The sequence below is a fragment of the Longimicrobium sp. genome (assembly GCA_036387335.1).
Lineage (GTDB): Bacteria > Gemmatimonadota > Gemmatimonadetes > Longimicrobiales > Longimicrobiaceae > Longimicrobium.
In genome coordinates this window covers 1-17,373 of sequence record DASVTZ010000120.1, presented here as the reverse complement: position 1 = coordinate 17,373, position 17,373 = coordinate 1, and the positions used below count along the sequence as shown (strand labels likewise).

Genomic DNA, 17,373 nt, shown 5'->3' with positions numbered 1-17,373 from the left:
TCCGGACAAGGCGACGGTCACGCCCATCGCGCGGCGGCTGCACGACATGGGCTTCCGCATCGCGGGCACCGAGGGCACCGCGCGCTACCTGCGCAGCCGCGGCGTGCCGTGCGAGCGCGTCTTCAAGGTGAACGAGGCGCGGCCCAACATGGTGGACCACATCATCTCGGGCGACGTGGCGCTCCTCATCAACACGCCGCTCGGCACGCAGAGCCAGTACGACGACTACGCCACGCGCCGCGCGGCGATCCAGTACGGCATCCCGTACATCACCACGATGTCCGCCGCTAACGCCGCCGCCGATGCGATCAGCGCGCTGCGCAGCCGCACGCGGGAGGTGAGGTCGATTCAGGAGCGGACGGAGGGGCTGTAGGGGGAATGGGGAATGGGGAATGGGGAATGGGTGAGGAACGAAACCGGGAGGCCGGTATCGCCGTTCCGACAGTCGGCCAGAGTGAACCGCGAGGGTGCGCGGGTGATGTGTAAATTCGGAATGAGGGAGGAGTTATGCGTGGATGGCTGATGGCGGGCGTTGCGGTGGTGGGGCTCGCTTCGGGGGCGGCGGCGCAGGGGCCGGGCGCGCGGCTGCCCGGGAACTACAACGGGGCGCTGGACGCGGGGGCGATCAAGCTGCGCCTGGCGCTTTCCATCGAGCGCGGGGCGAATGGCGCGTTTAGCGGGGCGCTGACGAGTGTGGACCAGGGCGGCGTCCGGCTGCCGGTTACGGTGCTGCCGCAGGGAGACACTGCGGTTCGGATAGAGGCGTCGGGGGCGGTGTTCCAGGCGCGGATCTCGGCCAACCGGGACTCGCTGGCGGGGACGTGGGAGCAGGGTGGCGCGAAGCTGCCGCTCACGCTGGTGCGCGGGGCGGCGCTGGCCGCACCGGTGCGCCCGCAGGAGCCGAAGCGCCCCTTTCCGTACCGCGAGGAGGAGGTCTCCTTCGCGTCCGTGCCCGGGGTGCGGATCGCGGGGACGCTGACGCTTCCGCAGGGGCGCGGGCCGTTTCCGTCCGCGGTGCTCATCACCGGCTCCGGGCAGCAGGACCGCGACGAGTCGCTGATGGGCCACAAGCCCTTCTTGGTGCTCGCCGACTACCTGACGCGCCGCGGGATCGCCGTGCTGCGCATGGACGACCGCGGCGAGGGCCGCTCCACCGGCGACTTCGGCGCCGCCACCTCGGCGGACTTCGCGAACGACGTAGAGGCGGCGGTCCGCTTCCTGGCCGCGCGATCCGACGTGGCGCGCAACAAGATCGGCCTCATCGGACACAGCGAGGGCGGGGTCATCGCGCCGATGGTGGCGACGCGCTCGCGCGGGGTGGCGTACGTGGTTATGCTCGCCGGCACGGGCATCCCCGGCGATTCGCTCCTGCGGCTGCAGGGCGCGGCGGTGCTGCGCTCTTCCGGCGCATCGGAGGAGATGGTGCGGCGCCAGGGCGAGGTGCAGGGCCGCATCTTCGCCGCCGCGCGCGCGGGGCGTGACAGCGCGGATGCCGCGCGCCGCATCCGCGCCGTCCTGACCCCGCAGGAGCGCGCCGCCGGCGCCTCATCGCCGGATTCGATTCCGGCGCCGATGCGGCCGCTTGTCGGCCCCTGGTTCCGCTACTTTCTGGGCTACGACCCGCGCCCCGCGCTGCGCCGTCTTACCGTGCCCACGCTGGCGTTGAACGGCTCGCTGGACGTGCAGGTGCCCGCCAAGGAGAACCTCGCCGCGATCGACTCCGCGCTGCGCGCGGCCGGGAACCGCGACTACCGGGTGCAGGAGCTTCCGGGGCTCAACCACCTTTTCCAGACCGCCCGCACCGGCTCCCCCGGCGAGTACGCGACCATCGAAGAGACGATGTCGCCCGCCGCGCTGGAGGCGGTGGCGAGCTGGATCGTGCAGCGGTTCGTGCGGTAGCCGCGGCGGCACGATGCAAAAAGAGGCACGGGGAGCATGCTCTCCGTGCCTCCTTTTGTGCACTTCGTCCGCGGCTAGGGCGTCTGTTCCAGGCCCAGCAGGCGGCGCACTTCGGTGACGACGCGGCGCGGCTCCACGGGCTTGGTGAGGAAGAGGTTGAAGCCGATCTGCTCGGCCCGCGCCCGGTCCGATTCCAGTGCGTGCGCGGTGACGGCGATCACCGGGATGCTGGCGGTGTCGGGATCGGCCTTGAGGGTGCGCGTCGTTTCCCAGCCGTCCATCACGGGGATGGAGATGTCCATCAGGATCAGGTCCGGGCGGTCGTCGCGCACGAGCCGGAGCGCCTCGTGCCCATCGGTCGCCTCCACCACGCGGAAGCCGAAGTGCGCCAGCATCGTGCGGTAGACGACCCGGTTGTCCTCGTTGTCTTCCACCAGCAGGATCGTGTGGCCGGACATTCGCGGGCCTGGTGAGATGCGGTGGTTGCGGCAGTTCCAGCGGGAGCCGTAATCTGATTTCGCGGCTTCACCGTGTCAAACGAATCCTCGCACACAACCACGGAGATTGATGATGTGTGACGAACTCGACGCCATCATCGAGCGCGAGGGAGAGTGGTTCATCGCCTCCGCGCCCGCGACGCCGGGTGCGAACGGGCAGGGGCGGACCGAGGAGGAGGCGATGCAGAGCCTGCGCGCGGCGGTCGATCTCATCCTCGAGGATCGGGCGGCGGATCTGGAGATTGAGCGCGCGCGAGCCAGCGCTCCAAGAGCGTGAACGTCTCGTCCGCGGCGTCGACAATGCGCCGGATGCTCTCCGGATGGGCTTCTGCGTACGCGCTGATGGCGGCGGAGAACGACTTCCACATCTCGCCGGTCTCGTCGCCGTAGCCGGCGAAGAAGGCACCGCCCGACTCCGGGCCGATGCCACGCGCGGCGAGGTGGCGGCTGATGACGCGCCCGCCGAGCGTGGCTCCCTCCAGCACGTACATGCACCCGAGGGCCGCCGCCGCGCCCTCCACCTCCGGCACCGCGTCGGCCAGCGGAAGGCGCGCCGGGTCGGTGCCGAGGGTGCGCAGGTCGTGCTCCAGGCGCGGCAGCTTGCGGCGCTCCGCCGGGTCCAGCCCCAGATCACGCAGCTCAGCGACGGCGGCGAGGCGCGGCTCCAGCGCGGCGTGGAAGCCCCAGAAGCCAGCCAGAATCGCCCGGTAGCGCGCCGCGTGCAGCGACGGGTCGAGGAGCGGAAGCGCTTCCTCGGCGCGGTCGTGCGCCGCGCGGGTGCGATCCCGCAGCAGGTCCAGAATGGCGGGGCGGGTGGCTGCTTCCAAGTACTGACCGGAGTTCGTTGTTCGACCAGGCTTCTAATGATTGGCCTCACGCAAAGACGCAAAGACACGAAGAGAACTTCGCGTGCTCTTCTTTGCGTCTTCGCGTCTCCGCGTGAGACATGCCGTTGTTAGTGGCAGCTCGCACTACCCTCGTCCATGGGCGCGCCGCTCGTGGGGATGAAGCGCCAGCGATAGCTGCTCTCCGCCAGCTCGAAGCGGATGATGCCGATGGCCGTGTTCTGCCGGAACTGGCTGTTGGCGGCAACGCTGGCGATGTCGTACAGGCTGCGCCCGCCGGTGCCCACGACGAACGACCGGATTCCTCGCGCCGCGTCCGCACGCCCGTCCGGCGTCATGGGGGCGAAGCGCTCGTAGATGTGGTCGTGGCCGGTGAGCACCACATCGGCGCCCGCTTCGTAGAGCGCGTCCCAGAAGGGCTGCATCGCCTCGTTGTTGCCGTGCGGGCCCGAGCTGAAGCGCGGCTTGTGCCAGTACGCAAGGGTGCAGCGCGCCGGGTGCGCCGCCAGGTCCGCGCGCAGCCACTGGATCTGCGGCGAGTCCGGCGTGCGCGGCACCTCGCTGTTGAGCACCACGACGTGCCATGCGCCGAGCTCGTAGCTGTACCACCCCTCGCCGGGATTCCCCGCCGCCGCGCCGAAGTAGGCGTAGTAGGGCGCCGCGTTGGGCGTGGCGTACTCGTGGTTGCCAGGGGTAGGGCGGGTACGCGCCTTGTGCCGGCCCCAGCTCGGATCGTAGCAGCGGGCGTACTCCTCCTCCGTCCCGCGCTCGTACGCGTTGTCGCCCAGCACCGCCACGGTCCCCGGCAGCGTGTCGAGGAGCGCGGCGGTGGCCTCGTCCCCCTGCCGCGGGCACTCCGCGATGTCGCCCGCAGCCAGCAGCAGGGCCGCTCGCGGCACCACCGCCGCGGGCTCGCGCGAGCAGGCGGCGAGGACAAGGGCGGCGGCGAGGAGATGGATCGTCTTCATCGGGTGGCTCCGTTGAGCGGATGGAGGGGCTGATCCCGTTCCGCACACCGCGTGCGCGCGGCGGGCACTTGCGCGCGGCGGGGGGTGCTGGGATCTTAGCAGGCCGGAAACGGCTCCTCATCCACTCCACGCGAGGTTGGCTCCCCTGGCTACGGCACAGATGGAGGTCGAAGCGCTCCTGGGCGACACCGCCCGCCTGCGGGCGCAGGTCCAGCGACGCATCGTGGGCCAGGAGACGGTGCTGGACGAGGTGCTCGTGTGCCTGCTCGCCGGCGGCCACGCGCTCCTGGTGGGCGTCCCCGGCCTCGCCAAGACGCTCCTGGTGCGCACGCTCTCCGAGGCGCTGGAGCTGGAGTTCCGGCGCGTGCAGTTCACGCCCGACCTCATGCCCGGCGACATCACGGGCACCGAGGTGATCGAGGAGGACCGCACTACGGGGCGGCGGGCGGCGCGCTTCATCCGCGGACCCGTATTCACGCAGGTGCTGCTGGCCGACGAAATCAACCGCACCCCGCCCAAGACGCAGGCCGCGCTCCTGGAGGCGATGCAGGAGGGCCGTGTGACGGTGGGCGGAGAGGACATGATTCTGCCGCGCCCCTTCTTCGTGCTCGCCACGCAGAACCCGCTGGAGCAGGAGGGCACCTATCCGCTCCCCGAAGCGCAGCTCGACCGCTTCATGCTGGACATCCGCCTGGACTACCCGTCGGAGGACGAGGAGGTGCAGATCCTCCGCGCCACCACCGGCGTCGCGGACCCGGCGATCGAGCCGGTGCTGGACGCCGAGCGGGTGCTGACGCTGCAGCGGTGGACGCGCGAGGTGCCGGTGGCGGACAACGTCTTCCGCTACGCCGCCTCCCTGGTGCGCGCCACCCGCCCCGGCGGCGGTGACGACGAGGTGAGGAAGTGGGTGCGCTGGGGCGCAGGCCCGCGCGCCGGCCAGGCGCTGATCCTTGGCGCCAAGGCGCGCGCCCTCCTCGCTGGCCGCTTCCACGCCACCCTTGACGACGTGCGTCGCGTGGCGCTTCCGGTGCTCCGCCATCGCGTGCTCGTCAACTTCCACGCGGAGGCCGAGGGCGTGACCCCCGACGCCGTCGTCGCGCGCCTGCTGGAGACGGTGGCGGCGCCGAAGAGCGGGTTGTAGGAGGCCCCCTCCCCCCGGCCCCCTCCCCCGCCTGCGGGGGCGCAGGGCGGGTGAGGGGGAGAACCGCGGGTCCGGATGCAGGTCTCCCGTAGGAGCGCGATTCGTCGCGCCCGTGTTATCGGCCGCGCCGACACCCGCCAGACACACCGAAACCCGTAGGGGCGGCCCCGCGTGGCCGCCCGTGCCCGACGCAGCACCGCACCAGGTAAGACGTGCCATGCCCGCATCCGCGACGACCGGCTCCTTTCTCCCCCCGCGGCTCCTGGAGCGGCTGGGCGGGCTGGAGATCGTGGCGAAGACGGTGGTGCGCGGTTTCCTGGCGGGGTCGCACCGGTCGCCGCGGCACGGTGCGGGAGAGGACTTCGCCAAGCACCGCGACTACCAGCAGGGGGACGACACACGCTACCTGGACTGGAAGCTCTTCGCGCGCACCGACCGGCTGCACGTGCGCGAGTACGAGGAGCGCTCCAACCTCTCCGCCTTCCTGGTGCTCGACGCCTCGCTCTCGATGGACTTCGCGGACGGCGACGATCCCTCCAAGATGCGCTACGCCTGCTACGTCGCCGCCGCGCTCGCGCACCTGATGCTCGGATCGGGCGACGCGGTGGGGCTGGCCGCGTTCGGCGCGCAGCCGCAGCTCCTCAGCCCGCCCCGCGCGCGCCGCGGCCAGCTCCACGACCTCCTTCTCCAGATGGAGCGGCTGCGCCCCGCCGGAAGCGGGAGCGCGGCCGATGCGCTGGACCGCGTGAGCGGCGCCCTGCCTCGCGGCGGCCGCGTCGTGCTCGTCTCCGATCTGCTGGAGGATGACGACGGCGACGCCCTAGTCGCCTCCGCCGGACGGCTGCGCGCGCGGGGGGACGAAGTGATCGTGATGCGCGTCCTCACGCCCGTGGAGGCCGGGGAGCGCGGGGGCGGCCCTGGGCTCTTCTTCGACCCTGAGCACCCGGCGCGCGAGATCCCTGCCGTTCCCGAGACGGATGCGGGGTACGCGCGGCGCGTGGCCGAGTACTACGCCCGCATCGCGGACCGGCTCCGCGAGCGAGGCGTCGAATACGTCGCGCTGACCACCGCCCAGCCGGTGGAATCGGCGCTCGCGGCGTGGGCGACCGCGCGGCGAGGGTAGCCGGATGCTGACGCTCGGCGCGCCGCTCTTCCTTCTGGCCGGTGCCCTCGCGGCGCTGGTTCCGCTGGCGCTGCACCTCATCCGCAGGCGCCCGCCGACGCGCTCGCCGCTCCCAACCGCGCGCTTCCTGACCGAGGACGCGCGCAGCTCCATCCGCGTGAGCCGCCCCACGGACCGCCTCCTGATGGCGCTTCGCATGCTCCTCCTCCTGCTCGCGGGCGCGGCGTTCGCGCGGCCGTCGTGGGTCCCGGCTCCGCGAGGAACGCGCGAAGTCGTGCTCCTCGACCGCAGCGCCGCCATGCGCGGTTCCAATGCATGGCGCCGGGCCGTGGAAGAGGCGCGCCGCACCCTCCTCGCGTCGGACGGAACCGCCCGCGGCGACCTCGTGCTCTTCGACACCTCCGCCGTCCACGTCCCGCAGCGCCGGCTCACCGCGAGCACATTTGACTCGCTCGCCGCCGTCGGGCCATCCGCGCACCGGGCCAGCTACGCCGCGGCCCTGCGAGCTATCGACCCCGCCGCCCGCACCCTGCGCGGCGCCGATTCGGTCCGCGTCACGATGCTCTCCGCCCTGCGCTGGGGCGGATGGCGGCCGGGGATGGCCGCGCTTCGGCAAGCCGCCTGGCCCGGCGCGATCCGCCTTCAGGACCTGACCTCGCCGACCCCGCCCAACGCCGCCGCGTCGCGCGAGCCGGAGCCGCGCCGCAACGCCGTGGTGATCGCGTCAGGCGGCGCGGGCCGCTTCGTCGTCCCCGCGCTCGAGGCGACCGGCTGGACCACGCGCGCTGTCGACCGGCTCTCCGCACTCCCATCCGATGCGCGCCTGATCGTCGCCATCCGCCCCGCTGGCGACCTGCGCGCGATCGCCGAGGCAGGCGCGACGGTGGTCGTCGATGCGGGCGGCGCCGGTTCGCCCATGCCCGGTTGGCTCCCGGCCCAAAGCTCCGCGCCAGCCCTCCGGAGCGACGCGGGCGACCTCTGGTTCGCCCCCGACCTGCGGCTCCCTGGCGCCACCGCCCGCGCAGACATCCGCCCGAAGCGTGGCGCGACGGTCCTGGCAGCGTGGGATGACGGGCGCCCCGCGGTCGTCGCCGCGCGCCTGGGGAAGGGGTGCATCGTCTACGCGGGCACAGGCCTCGAGGACGGCGCCCTCCCGCTCTCCCCCGCCTTCCCGCGCGCGTTGGAGCGCATGGCACGCGCCTGCGACCGCGAACCCACGGGCGATGCGATGCTGCCGCTAGACGCCGGCGCGCGCGCCATCCTCGCGGGACGCGGAGCCGCCGTGATCAATGCGGCGGCCAGCGGAGGCGCCGGAAGCGTGGCGCTCGGTCGCTGGCTGATGGCGGCGGCGCTCCTGGTTGCGCTCGCCGAAACCTTTTTCGCGTACTGGCGCAGGGGTGCGGCATGAGAAAGGGGCCGAACGTGCGCCACACGCGCCTTCCAGGAGCGAATGAATTCGCCGCTGGAACCACGCAAAGTCCGCCTTCGCGGACTGGCTGCTGCGTACGAGCCCACTTCAGTGGGCTTCGCGTAGTTCCAGCCGGGGGATTCACCCCCCGGCGGTGCGGCACCAATCCCGACCGCCCGGAGCCTGCGAAGGCAGGCTTCCCGCGGTTGTTGCAGCGGTTTCAACCGCCGGCTCCATGAGCACCCGCCTCCTCCCCCCCATCCCCCTCCCATCCGCGGAGCGCCTCCTCGCCCGCGTGCGCGTCGCGTGGCGGCGGTCGGTGCTGCTGCGCGTTCTCGTGCTGGCGCCGACGCTGTTCGCGACGGTGGCGGTGCTGCTCGTCGCAGTTGATTTGGCAATGCCGCTGCGGGCCGCCACGCGCGAGCTGCTGCGATGGCTCCCGCTCGCGCTCGCGGCGGGGGCGCTCGGGTGGGCGGGGTGGCGCGTGGCGCGTCCTCCTACCACGGCGCGGCTCGCGCTGCTGGCGGAGGAGCGCGTCCCCTTCCTCGGAAACCGCCTGGCCACGGCGCTGGAGATGGAGGGCGCTCCCGCCGGCCCCGTGCGTCGCGCATTCCTGGAGGACGCGGAGCGGCACCTCGCCGCCGCCGACCTGCGCGGCGTGGCCCCGGCCCGCGTGCGGGTGCCCGCGATCGTGCTCGGGACGTCGCTGGCACTCGCGGGGTTGTTCGCGCTGCTGCTGCCAAGCGCCGCCGCGGAGGCGTGGGAGCGCTGGACCCGCCCGCGCGACGCCTACGAGACGCGCTGGCGCGAGGTGCGCGCGCAGGCGATGCCACGCTCCGCACCGGCGCCGATCCCCCCGTTCGACGAGCTTCGCTGGCGCATCGAGCCGCCCGCGTACGCCAACCTCCCCGCCACCACCAGCCGCGGCGATGACCTGTTGGGTGCGCTCCCCGGGAGCCGCATCCGCCTCTGGAGCCGCTTCCCGGAGCAGTGGAGCGGCGTCGCTGCGTCGCGGATCAGCGGTGGAGCGCTCCCGGTGAGGCGCCGCGGGGGCGAGTGGATCGTGGAGTGGACGCAGACCCCGGCAGAGCGCGGCGTGTCGCTTGAGGCGCGCGCCAATGGCGAAGTGGTCGCCCGGCGCGTGCTTCCCGTCACCGTGCTGCCGGACAACGCGCCGGATGTCGCGCTGACGCAGCCGGAGACGGACCTGGTGCTCGCCTCGGGCACCGGGCGCGTCGCGGTCCGGGCGACGGCGGCGGACGACTACGGCGTCGGCGACTTCATCCTCACCTGGAGCCGCACCCGCGGGAGCGGCGAGAGCTTCGAGTACGTGGACGGCCAGTGGACGTTCGCGCGCGTGTCGCGCGCGGGGAAGACGGCGGCGGGCTTGCTCGACCTGGATCTCGCCGCTCTCCAACTCCAGCCCGGCGACGTCATCCACATCCGAGCCGTCGCGCGCGACCGCAACACCGTCACCGGCCCCGGCGAGAGCGTGTCGCGGACGCGCGTGATCCGCGTCGCGCGTCCCGAGGAGATGGACGAGGTCAACACCGACGTCGGCTTCCCGACCGAGCTTCCCGAGAACCCGCTTCTCAGCCAGCGGATGCTGATCCTGCGCACGGAGCGGCTGCGCGCGCGGATGCGGGCGATCTCCGCGGGCGAGCTGCGCGAACAGAGCGCGGACATCGGACACGAGCAGAGCCGGCTGCGCGAGCGCGTGGGCGAACAGGTCTTCACCCGCGCCACGGGCGGCACCCAGGATCCGTTCGCGGACCTCAGCTTCACCGAGACGGCGGGCGCCGGCCACTCGCACGAGGCGGAGACGCCAGCCGCGGTCCCGCCGCCGTCGCGCGAGGCGCAGGTGCTGGAGGAAGCCGACGAGGCCACGGGGAAAGGCACGGAGGACGAGATTACGCACAAGCACGACGCCGATCCCATCCTGGAAGTGAACCGCACCCTGTCGCGCATCTACGATCTGATGTGGGCCTCCGAGCGCGCCCTGAACCAGTCCGATCCGGCGGGGTCGCTCCCGCACCAGTACGCCGCGCTGGAGCTGATCCAGGAGATGAGGAAGACGGACCGCCTCCTCCCCCGCGGCAACGTCCGCGTCGATCCGGTCGACATCGCCGCCGCTCGCGGGGAGGGGAAGCTGGACGAGGCGGCGCCAACCGGCCGCGCGGCAGGGGCCACGCTCCCCACCCTCGCTCCCCTGCTGGCGGAGCTGGACCGCGCCGCTGGCGACCTCGGCAGCAAGCCTGCGCGTGTGGCGTCATTGGAGCTGTCGGCGCTGGCCGGTCGCCTTCTGGCCGCTCCGAATGTGGACCGGCAGGGCGCGGCGCTGGTGTCGCAGGCTGCCGGAGAGGCGGCGGCCGGGCGCGCCGACGCCGCACGCGCCCTCCTGCGCCGCGCCCGCGGACGCCTCGCGCCGGAAGGCGGGGCGCGCACCCGCGTCGTACCCGCCACCGCGGACCCGGCAGCCGCGGAGTACTTCCGCCGCCTGGGGAGGACCCCGTGAAGCGCCTCCGCGCCGCGTTCGCCGCGTGCCTCCTGGCGCTCGCCGCCGCGTCGGCGCGTCCGGAGCCGTTCGTTTGGGCCACCCTGCGCTACGAGTCCGGCGACTGGGACTCCGCGCCCCTCGTCCCGACGAACCTCCTGCACTCGGTGGCGCAGTACACCTCCATCCCCGTCGCCGCGCAGGGGACGGCGGTGGACCTGGGGAGCCCGGAGCTCTTTCGCTTCCCCTTCGTGTACATGACGGGGCACCTCCCGGTGCGCTTCAGCCGCCAGGAGAGCGCCAACCTGAAGGCGTTCGTGGAGCGCGGCGGCTTCCTCTTCATCGACGACCACAACCACGACGTGGACGGCGCCTTCCACAAGACCGCGGTGGCGGAACTGGCGCGCATCTTTGGACCCCGTGCGCTGCGCCCCATCCCGAACGACCACGAACTCTACCGCGCCTTCTTCACCTTCCCCAAAGGCCCGCCCACCACCAGCCACGAGCTGAACGGTTGGGGCGACAACCTGGTCCACGAGCAGCTCCTGGGGATCGAGGTGAACGGCCGCCTCGGCATCCTCTACTCGAACAAGGACTACTCCTCGGAGTGGAGCTACCACGCGCGCAACAAGCGCTTCCAGGCACTGGACAACACGCGTTTCGGGGTCAACATCGTGGTGTACGCGCTGACGCGATGAAGATCGCCGCCATCCTGCGCGCACTGGTCCTCGCCATCCTCGCCGCCGCGCTCCTGCACCCGGCCGTCTGGCACGACGCCCCCGCATCCGCCCGCCCCCTGCGCATAGGCGACCGCACGGGAGCGGACGAGATCGCCCGCGCCGCCGTCGCCGCGGACGCCCCGCCGCTGCTCGTGCGCGAGTCCGTGCGCCCTCCATCCGCCGCCGAGCTGGACGCCCTCGCCGCCGCCGCTGAGCGCACGCCGCTCCTGGCCGCACTGCCGGACGATGCACCCACCGTCGCCGCCGATGCGCCGGTGAACCCGCGTGCTGGCCGTGCCGCCGCCATCCCCTTCCGCATCCGCGCCGCGCCGCGCGCCGAGGTGACGGTGCGCCTCTCCGATGCCGGAGGCGCGCTGGACAGCGTGCGCCTGCGCACCGACGACGGCGGGCGGGGCGGCGGCGCCTTTCGCGTGCGTCCTGCGCGCGCTGGGTGGCGTGAGTGGACCGTGGAAGCCGCGGACCGCCGCACCTCCATCGGCGCCTGGGTCGACACCGCCGGTGCGCCGCGCATCCTGGTCCGAGCGGGCCTTCCGGGATGGGAGGCGCGCTTCGTCGTGCGCGCGCTGGAGGAGTCGGGCGCCCGCGTGGACGTGCGCTTCGATCTCGGCCGGGGCATCGCGGTGGGGCAGGGAGGCGGAGACGCGATTTACTCCGCGCGCCTCGCGGCCACCGACGCAGTGCTGGTTCTCGACGGCGCTCCAATGTCGGTCGGCGAAGCGGCTCTGCTCGCGAGCTACGCCTCACGCGGTGGCGGCGTCCTCCTAGCCGGCGACCGCGCCGGCGCCGCGGCGTTCGGAACTGTGCGCAGTGGAAGCACCGTCGCGCCTGTTGACGCATCCACCATCCGCTGGACGGCCCCTGCCGAGCTCGCCTCGCTCCCCACCGACCGCATCCGCGTGACCGCCGCCGCCTTTGCGGGCACGGGCGCCGCGTCAGTGCTCGCCGCATCCACGTCGCAGGGCGGCCTGCTTGCGCTGCGCCCGTTCGGACGCGGGCGCGCCGCCTCGCTCGCCATCACCGACACGTGGCGCTGGCGGATGGAGGGCGGCCGCATGGATGAGCACCGAGAGTTCTGGCGCGGCCTCATAGACTGGCTCGCCTCCGCCCCGCGCGACCCCATCACCATCCGCCCCGCCGAAAGCGTCGGCGCGGCGGGCGTGCGCCAGGAGGTCGCCGTCTTCGCATCCGAGGGCGCCACCGTCCCATCTGCGCTACTTATAGCTGCCCCCGGTGCTCCCGCCGACACCCTGCGGCTCGCTGCATACCCCACGCGTCCCGGCGTCCTGCGCGCCTCCTTCGTCCCCGTCGCGGACGGCGTCTACACGCTCACCGTCCCGGGGACCAGCGCCCACGCCGGCTTCCGTGCCCGCCGCAACGCCGAGCCGGATGCGGGTTGGGCGCGCCTCTCCCTCATTGCCCACGCTTCCGGCGGCGAGGCGCTTCCACGGGCCGAGCTTGCCCGAGCCGTGGCCGCACGCACAGTAGGTACGGATGCCCCGCGCCCGCCGCCGGCCTGGATTCTCCTACTGGCGCTCGTTATCGCGGCCGGTGCGGAATGGACGATCCGGCGCCTTTCCAGCCGTGCCTGATCCCAACGAAACTGCGCAGGCGGAGTTTGTGCTCATGCGTTCAATTCGGCGCGGCGGAAGCCACGGGCGGCCACATGGGGCCGCCCCTACAGGATTGGATTGTTGCGCCAGACAGCGGCGGCAGGCGAAAAATATACGTAATAAATCACGCTGAAGGATCACAAGTCACATCAATACGCCCCCTCTCTCGATAACAGAGGGCGGAGCCCTCTCCTGTTATCGGGAGAGGGGGCAGCGAGGAACGAGCGGGGGTGAGGGCCCCCCGCGCCACCGCCACCCCATTACCGTGCCCAAGATCAGCGCGTTCGTCAGCCACGAAGACACGCCGCGCCACGACACGGGCTGGAACCACCCCGACCACCAGGGGCGGATTCCCGCCATCGCGCGCGCCGTCTACAAGGACATGCTGACGCTCTTCGACCCGCTCCTCGAGCTCTCCGCCACGCCCGCGACGGACGAGGACCTCCTCCTCGTCCACACGCGCGGGCACGTGGCGCGCGTGCGGGAAGCAGCGGCGCGGGCGGGGAGCGAGGTGGCTGAGATTGATGGCGTGCGCCTCTCGGGGGCCAGCGACGAGGCGGCGCGGGCATCGGTCGGCGGCGCGCTGACCGCGGTCGAGGCCGTGCTCGCGGGCGACGTGCGCAACGCCTTCGTTCTGGCGCGGCCTCCGGGGCGCGATGCGCTGGCGGATTCGGCGTCGGGATTCTCGCTCTTCAACACCGTCGCCATCGCAGCGCGGCATCTGCACGAGCGACACGGGGTCGACCGGGTGCTGGTGGTGAGCTGGGGATCGCGCCCCGCCACCCACCTGCGCCAGGCGCTCGCAGACGCACCGTGGGCGCGCATGGTCGACATCCACGCGCATCCGCAGTCCTTCCCCGCGCCTGAACCCGATCCGCCGCCGCCGATGCCCGGCGACGTCGCATTGCCGCCCGGGAGCGACGGTGCGGTGTTCGCCCGTGCGCTCGGTGACGCGTTGGATGCGCTCGGATCGGACGCCCCGGAGTTCGTCCTTCTCTCCGCCGGCTTCGACATCCTGGCCGGCGACCCGCTCGGCTCCCTGGCAGTCGATCCGCGCGAGGTCCACGAAGTCACCCGCGTGCTCCGCGAATGGGCGGACGCGCATGCCGGGGGCCGCCTGGTGTCGGTGCTGGAGGGTGGCTACGACGCGGCGAACACCGCGCGCGCGGCGGTGCAGCATCTGCGCGCGCTGATCGGACTCCCGCCGGCCTGACCCGGGGCAGGGCAGGGGAGGGCAGACACGCAGGTCTGCCCCTACGGGTTCGGGGTGCGGGCGGCGGGCGGCGGTGCGGCGTCGGGCACGGGCGCGATGAATCGCGCCCCTACGGCGGCATCGCGGTTCCGCCCCCTCTCTCGATAACGGCGAGGGCGCAGCCCTCTCCTGTTATCGGGAGAGGGGGCAGCGAGGAACGAGCGGGGGTGAGGGCCCCCCCGCCCGCTGGCGACCCGCCGTCCGCGCCCCTATACTCCACCCCCATGTCGTCGCCGTCTCCAAACGCGCCCGGCCCGCGCCGCGACCGCGTACCCTCCATGCTGGACCTGGTGCGCCTGAGCCGCGAGGTGGTATTCCCGCCCGGCGGCGAGGCGCTGTACCGCAAGATCGCGAGCCTCACCGAGATGCACGCCGGCATGGAGGTGCTGGACGCCGCCTGCGGGCGCGGCGTCTCCACCCGCTTCCTGGCGGAGTCGTTCGGGGTGCACGGCGTGGGGGTGGACAGCGATCCAGAGCTGGTGGCCGAGGCCGAGCGGCGCGCGCGCGAGGCGGCGGCGGCGGGGCTCGCGTACGAGGCGGGGGCGCTGGACGACCTGCCGTACAAGGACGGGATCTTCGACGTCGCCATCGGCGAGCTGGGGCTGGCGGCGCTGGCCGACCCGCGCCGCGCCGTGGCCGAGCTGGCCCGCGTCACCAAGCCGTTCGGGCAGGTCGTGCTGGTGCAGCTCATCTGGACCGGGAACGTGGACCCCGGCCGGCGCGAGATCCTGGTGCGGCACCTGGGCGCCCGGCCGCTCATCCTGGTGGAGTGGAAGCAGCTGCTGCGCGACGCGGGCGTGGTGGACCTGGTGGTGGAGGACTGGTCCGACGCGCCCTCGCCCTTTCGGCCGTCGGCGGGGGGACCGTTCCCGGACTTCACCGAGATCTTCACCTTCCGCGAGAAGATCGGGATCTTTTTGCGCGCGCTGCGCAGGTGGGGGTGGCGCGGGGTTCGCGGCGCCGTCGTGCGCGAGCGGGAGATCCACCAGCTCCTCACCCGCGAGCGGGTGCTGGGGCTCACCATGATCAAGGGAACGCGCTGGTCGCCCGACGCGATCGGGCACTCCTGACGCACAACGAAACGCAACCATGGCCGTCACCGAACAGACCGTCGCCCTCACCGCCGAGACCGTCGCGCGCATCCAGCAGGAGCTCCGCGCGCGCGGGCTGGACGGATGGCTCCTGTACGACTTCCGCGGCATGAACCCCGTCGCGGGCACCCTGCTGGGGCTGCCGGCGCTGACGCGGCGCTACTTCGTGCTGGTGCGCGCGGAGGGGGCGCCGGTCGCGCTCACCCACCGCATCGAGCAGCAGCCGTGGACGACGTGGCACGGCGAGAAGCGCGTGTACTCGTCGTGGCGCGAGATGGAGGCCGAGCTGGCGTCGATCCTGGGCGGCATCCGCCGGCTGGCGATGGAGTACACGCCCGGCGACGCCGTCCCCGTGGTGGACCGTGTGCCGGCGGGGATCGTGGAGCTGGTGCGCGCCGCCGGGGTGGAGCCGGAGGGGTCGGGCGACCTGATCTCCTTCTTCACCGCGCGCTGGGGCGACGAGGGGGAAGCGAGCCACCGCCGCGCCTCCGCCGTCGTGCGCGACACGGCGCACACCGCCTTCGAGCGCATCGCCGCGTCGGTCCGGGCGGGGGAGCGGACGACGGAGTGGGACGTCCGCCACTGGATCCAGGAGGAGTTCGTGCGCCGCGGGATCAACGTGGGCGGCGACGGCATCGTGGCGGTGAACGCCAACGCGGCCAACGCGCACTACGCCCCCTCCGCCGAGCAGCACGCCGAGATCCGCGCCGGCGACCTGGTGCTCATCGACCTCTGGGGGAAGGAGAACGGCGGCGCCATCTACGCCGACCAGACGTGGATGGCATACGTGGGCGACACCATCCCCGAGCGGCTGGAGCGGATGTTCGGGACGCTGGTGGATGCACGCGAGGCGGCGTGCCAGATGGTGATCGACCGCTTCGCCGCGGGCAACCCGGTGTCGGGCTACGAGGTGGACGATGTGGCGCGCGGCATCATCGAGGCGCGCGGCTTCGGCGAGCAGATCATCCACCGCACGGGGCACTCCATCGACCGGGAGCTGCACGGCTCCGGCCCCAACATCGACAACATGGAGACGCGCGACACCCGCACGCTCATCCCGGGCGTCGGCTTCTCCGTGGAGCCGGGGATCTACTTCCCGGGCGACGTGGGCTTCCGCTCAGAGGTGAACATGTTCATCGGCGCGGCGGGCCCCGAGGTGACGACCGACCGGCCGCAGCGGAGGCTCTACGCGCTCCTCACCGACGATCCGTTCGCGGGATGAGCGACGCCGCGGTGGTGCCGATCGAAGCGCCGCGCCCCGTGCGCGGGCTCTCGCTGCTCGGCGTGATCCCGCTGGATGGCGGCGCGCTGCCGGAATGGGAGCCTGCGGAGCCGCGGCTGGCGGTGCGGCTCGTCGGCTACCAGGACGTGGCCGCCATCGTGTGCACGGCCCCCCCCGCTGGCGGCGACGCGGACCCGCTGCACGTGACGGCGCGCCACTGGGAGGTGCACCGCGCGCTGCTGCACGGCGACGTCGTCCCCGCGCCGCCGGGCGTCGTGTTCACCGGCGACGACGAGGTGATCGGCTTCCTCACCGAGTCGTACGCCACGCTGCGGGGCGCGCTGGCCCGGGTGGCGGGGCGCTGGGAGTTCCGCCTGCACGTGGACGTGGTGGACGCGGCCTTTCCGCACGTCAAGGCGCTGGACCTGGCGACGCACATCTACGCCGACCTGCGCCGTCTGGCGGGCGCCGCCATCCCAACGCCATCGGAGGAGACGCGCATCCTGAGCGCCGCCTTCCTGGTGCAGCGCTCCGCCTCCGCCGCCTTTCGCGACCACGTGGAGCACCTGTCGCAGCTCAACTCCGCGCTGGAGCTGGACCTGACGGGCCCCTGGCCGGCGTACGATTTCGTGCAGATGCACGGATAGAGATCAAGGCCTTGTAGGGGCGGCCCCATGTGGCCGCCCGTGCTTTCCACGGGACCGAACAACGCCTAACGCGATGAAGCTCGACTTCCAGATTTTCGACCTGCGCACGAAGCACGCGTTCAACATCGCGCGGCTGAAGGAGCCGCCCGCGCGCCGCACGGTGTGGGTGCGCATCAGGGACGCGGACGGCGTCGAGGGGTGGGGCGAGGCTCCGGCGACCCCCTTTTACGGTGAGACGGCGGACACCGTGTCCGCGGTGCTGCCGGGGCTGGCGGGGGTGCTGGCGGACGCGGCGGCGGGGGACCCGTTCGCGCTCGAGCGTATCGAGGGAGCGCTTGCGATGCACATCGGGCGCAACCCGGCGGCGCGGGTGGCGATCTCGGCGGCGCTGCACGACCTGGTGGGGAAGCGGCTGGGCGTGCCGCTCTGGAAGCTG

16 protein-coding genes are annotated in these 17,373 nt (G+C 72.8%); 13 read left to right on the top strand and 3 right to left on the bottom strand.

The annotated features are described in order from the left end of the window. Both VF647_11390 and VF647_11385 read left to right on the top strand, forming a co-directional pair. The coding region (locus tag VF647_11390; GenBank protein ID HEX8452693.1) for a hypothetical protein at positions 1 to 373 on the top strand (373 nt) is incomplete at its 5' end. 149 nt (positions 374 to 522) lie between these two features. After that, positions 523 to 1,899: an alpha/beta fold hydrolase gene (locus VF647_11385; GenBank protein HEX8452692.1), complete on the top strand. Its 1,377-nt coding sequence runs from the start codon at positions 523 to 525 to the stop codon at positions 1,897 to 1,899. 74 nt (positions 1,900 to 1,973) lie between these two features. Here VF647_11385 and VF647_11380 read toward each other — a convergent pair whose 3' ends face one another. The 3 genes from VF647_11380 to VF647_11370 all read right to left on the bottom strand — a co-directional run bounded on the left by VF647_11380 (position 1,974) and on the right by VF647_11370 (position 4,209). Next, positions 1,974 to 2,357, bottom strand: a complete 384-nt coding sequence (locus VF647_11380; GenBank protein HEX8452691.1) for a response regulator — start codon at positions 2,355 to 2,357, stop codon at positions 1,974 to 1,976. A gap of 248 nt (positions 2,358 to 2,605) precedes the next feature. After that, positions 2,606 to 3,223, bottom strand: coding sequence for a biliverdin-producing heme oxygenase (locus VF647_11375; GenBank protein ID HEX8452690.1), 618 nt, complete (start codon positions 3,221 to 3,223; stop codon positions 2,606 to 2,608). A gap of 128 nt (positions 3,224 to 3,351) precedes the next feature. Next, positions 3,352 to 4,209 carry a metallophosphoesterase gene (locus tag VF647_11370; protein HEX8452689.1) on the bottom strand — a complete coding sequence of 286 codons (858 nt, stop codon included), beginning with the start codon at positions 4,207 to 4,209 and terminating at the stop codon, positions 3,352 to 3,354. A 136-nt stretch (positions 4,210 to 4,345) separates the two neighbouring features. Between VF647_11370 and VF647_11365 the strand changes: the two genes are divergently transcribed. From VF647_11365 to VF647_11315, 11 genes are all read left to right on the top strand, one after another. Beyond that, positions 4,346 to 5,350: a MoxR family ATPase gene (locus VF647_11365; GenBank protein HEX8452688.1), complete on the top strand. Its 1,005-nt coding sequence runs from the start codon at positions 4,346 to 4,348 to the stop codon at positions 5,348 to 5,350. Positions 5,351 to 5,567: 217 nt separating this feature from the next. Then, on the top strand, positions 5,568 to 6,473 hold the full coding sequence (locus VF647_11360; protein ID HEX8452687.1) for a DUF58 domain-containing protein: 906 nt from the start codon (positions 5,568 to 5,570) through the stop codon (positions 6,471 to 6,473). A gap of 4 nt (positions 6,474 to 6,477) precedes the next feature. Next, positions 6,478 to 7,881, top strand: a complete 1,404-nt coding sequence (locus tag VF647_11355) for a BatA domain-containing protein (protein HEX8452686.1) — start codon at positions 6,478 to 6,480, stop codon at positions 7,879 to 7,881. A 235-nt stretch (positions 7,882 to 8,116) separates the two neighbouring features. Beyond that, positions 8,117 to 10,396 (top strand): hypothetical protein, encoded by a 2,280-nt coding sequence (locus tag VF647_11350; protein ID HEX8452685.1) that lies wholly within the window; start codon positions 8,117 to 8,119, stop codon positions 10,394 to 10,396. Then, entirely contained in the window at positions 10,393 to 11,073 is a 681-nt protein-coding gene (locus VF647_11345) for a DUF4159 domain-containing protein (GenBank protein ID HEX8452684.1), read from the top strand. Before VF647_11350 ends, VF647_11345 begins: the two co-directional genes overlap by 4 nt. Then, a complete protein-coding gene (locus VF647_11340; protein HEX8452683.1) occupies positions 11,070 to 12,704 on the top strand; it encodes a hypothetical protein in 1,635 nt (544 codons plus the stop codon). Before VF647_11345 ends, VF647_11340 begins: the two co-directional genes overlap by 4 nt. Before the next feature lie 286 nt (positions 12,705 to 12,990). After that, a complete protein-coding gene (locus tag VF647_11335) occupies positions 12,991 to 13,938 on the top strand; it encodes a hypothetical protein (GenBank protein ID HEX8452682.1) in 948 nt (315 codons plus the stop codon). 263 nt (positions 13,939 to 14,201) lie between these two features. Further along, complete coding sequence (locus VF647_11330) at positions 14,202 to 15,047, top strand: methyltransferase domain-containing protein (GenBank protein HEX8452681.1); 846 nt, start codon at positions 14,202 to 14,204, stop codon at positions 15,045 to 15,047. A gap of 19 nt (positions 15,048 to 15,066) precedes the next feature. Continuing rightward, on the top strand, positions 15,067 to 16,290 hold the full coding sequence (locus VF647_11325) for a M24 family metallopeptidase (protein HEX8452680.1): 1,224 nt from the start codon (positions 15,067 to 15,069) through the stop codon (positions 16,288 to 16,290). Beyond that, the gene (locus VF647_11320) at positions 16,287 to 16,937 is read left to right on the top strand and encodes a GvpL/GvpF family gas vesicle protein (protein HEX8452679.1); all 651 of its coding nucleotides are present in this window, start codon (positions 16,287 to 16,289) and stop codon (positions 16,935 to 16,937) included. Before VF647_11325 ends, VF647_11320 begins: the two co-directional genes overlap by 4 nt. A 73-nt stretch (positions 16,938 to 17,010) precedes the next feature. Beyond that, the coding region (locus VF647_11315) for a hypothetical protein (protein ID HEX8452678.1) at positions 17,011 to 17,373 on the top strand (363 nt) is incomplete at its 3' end.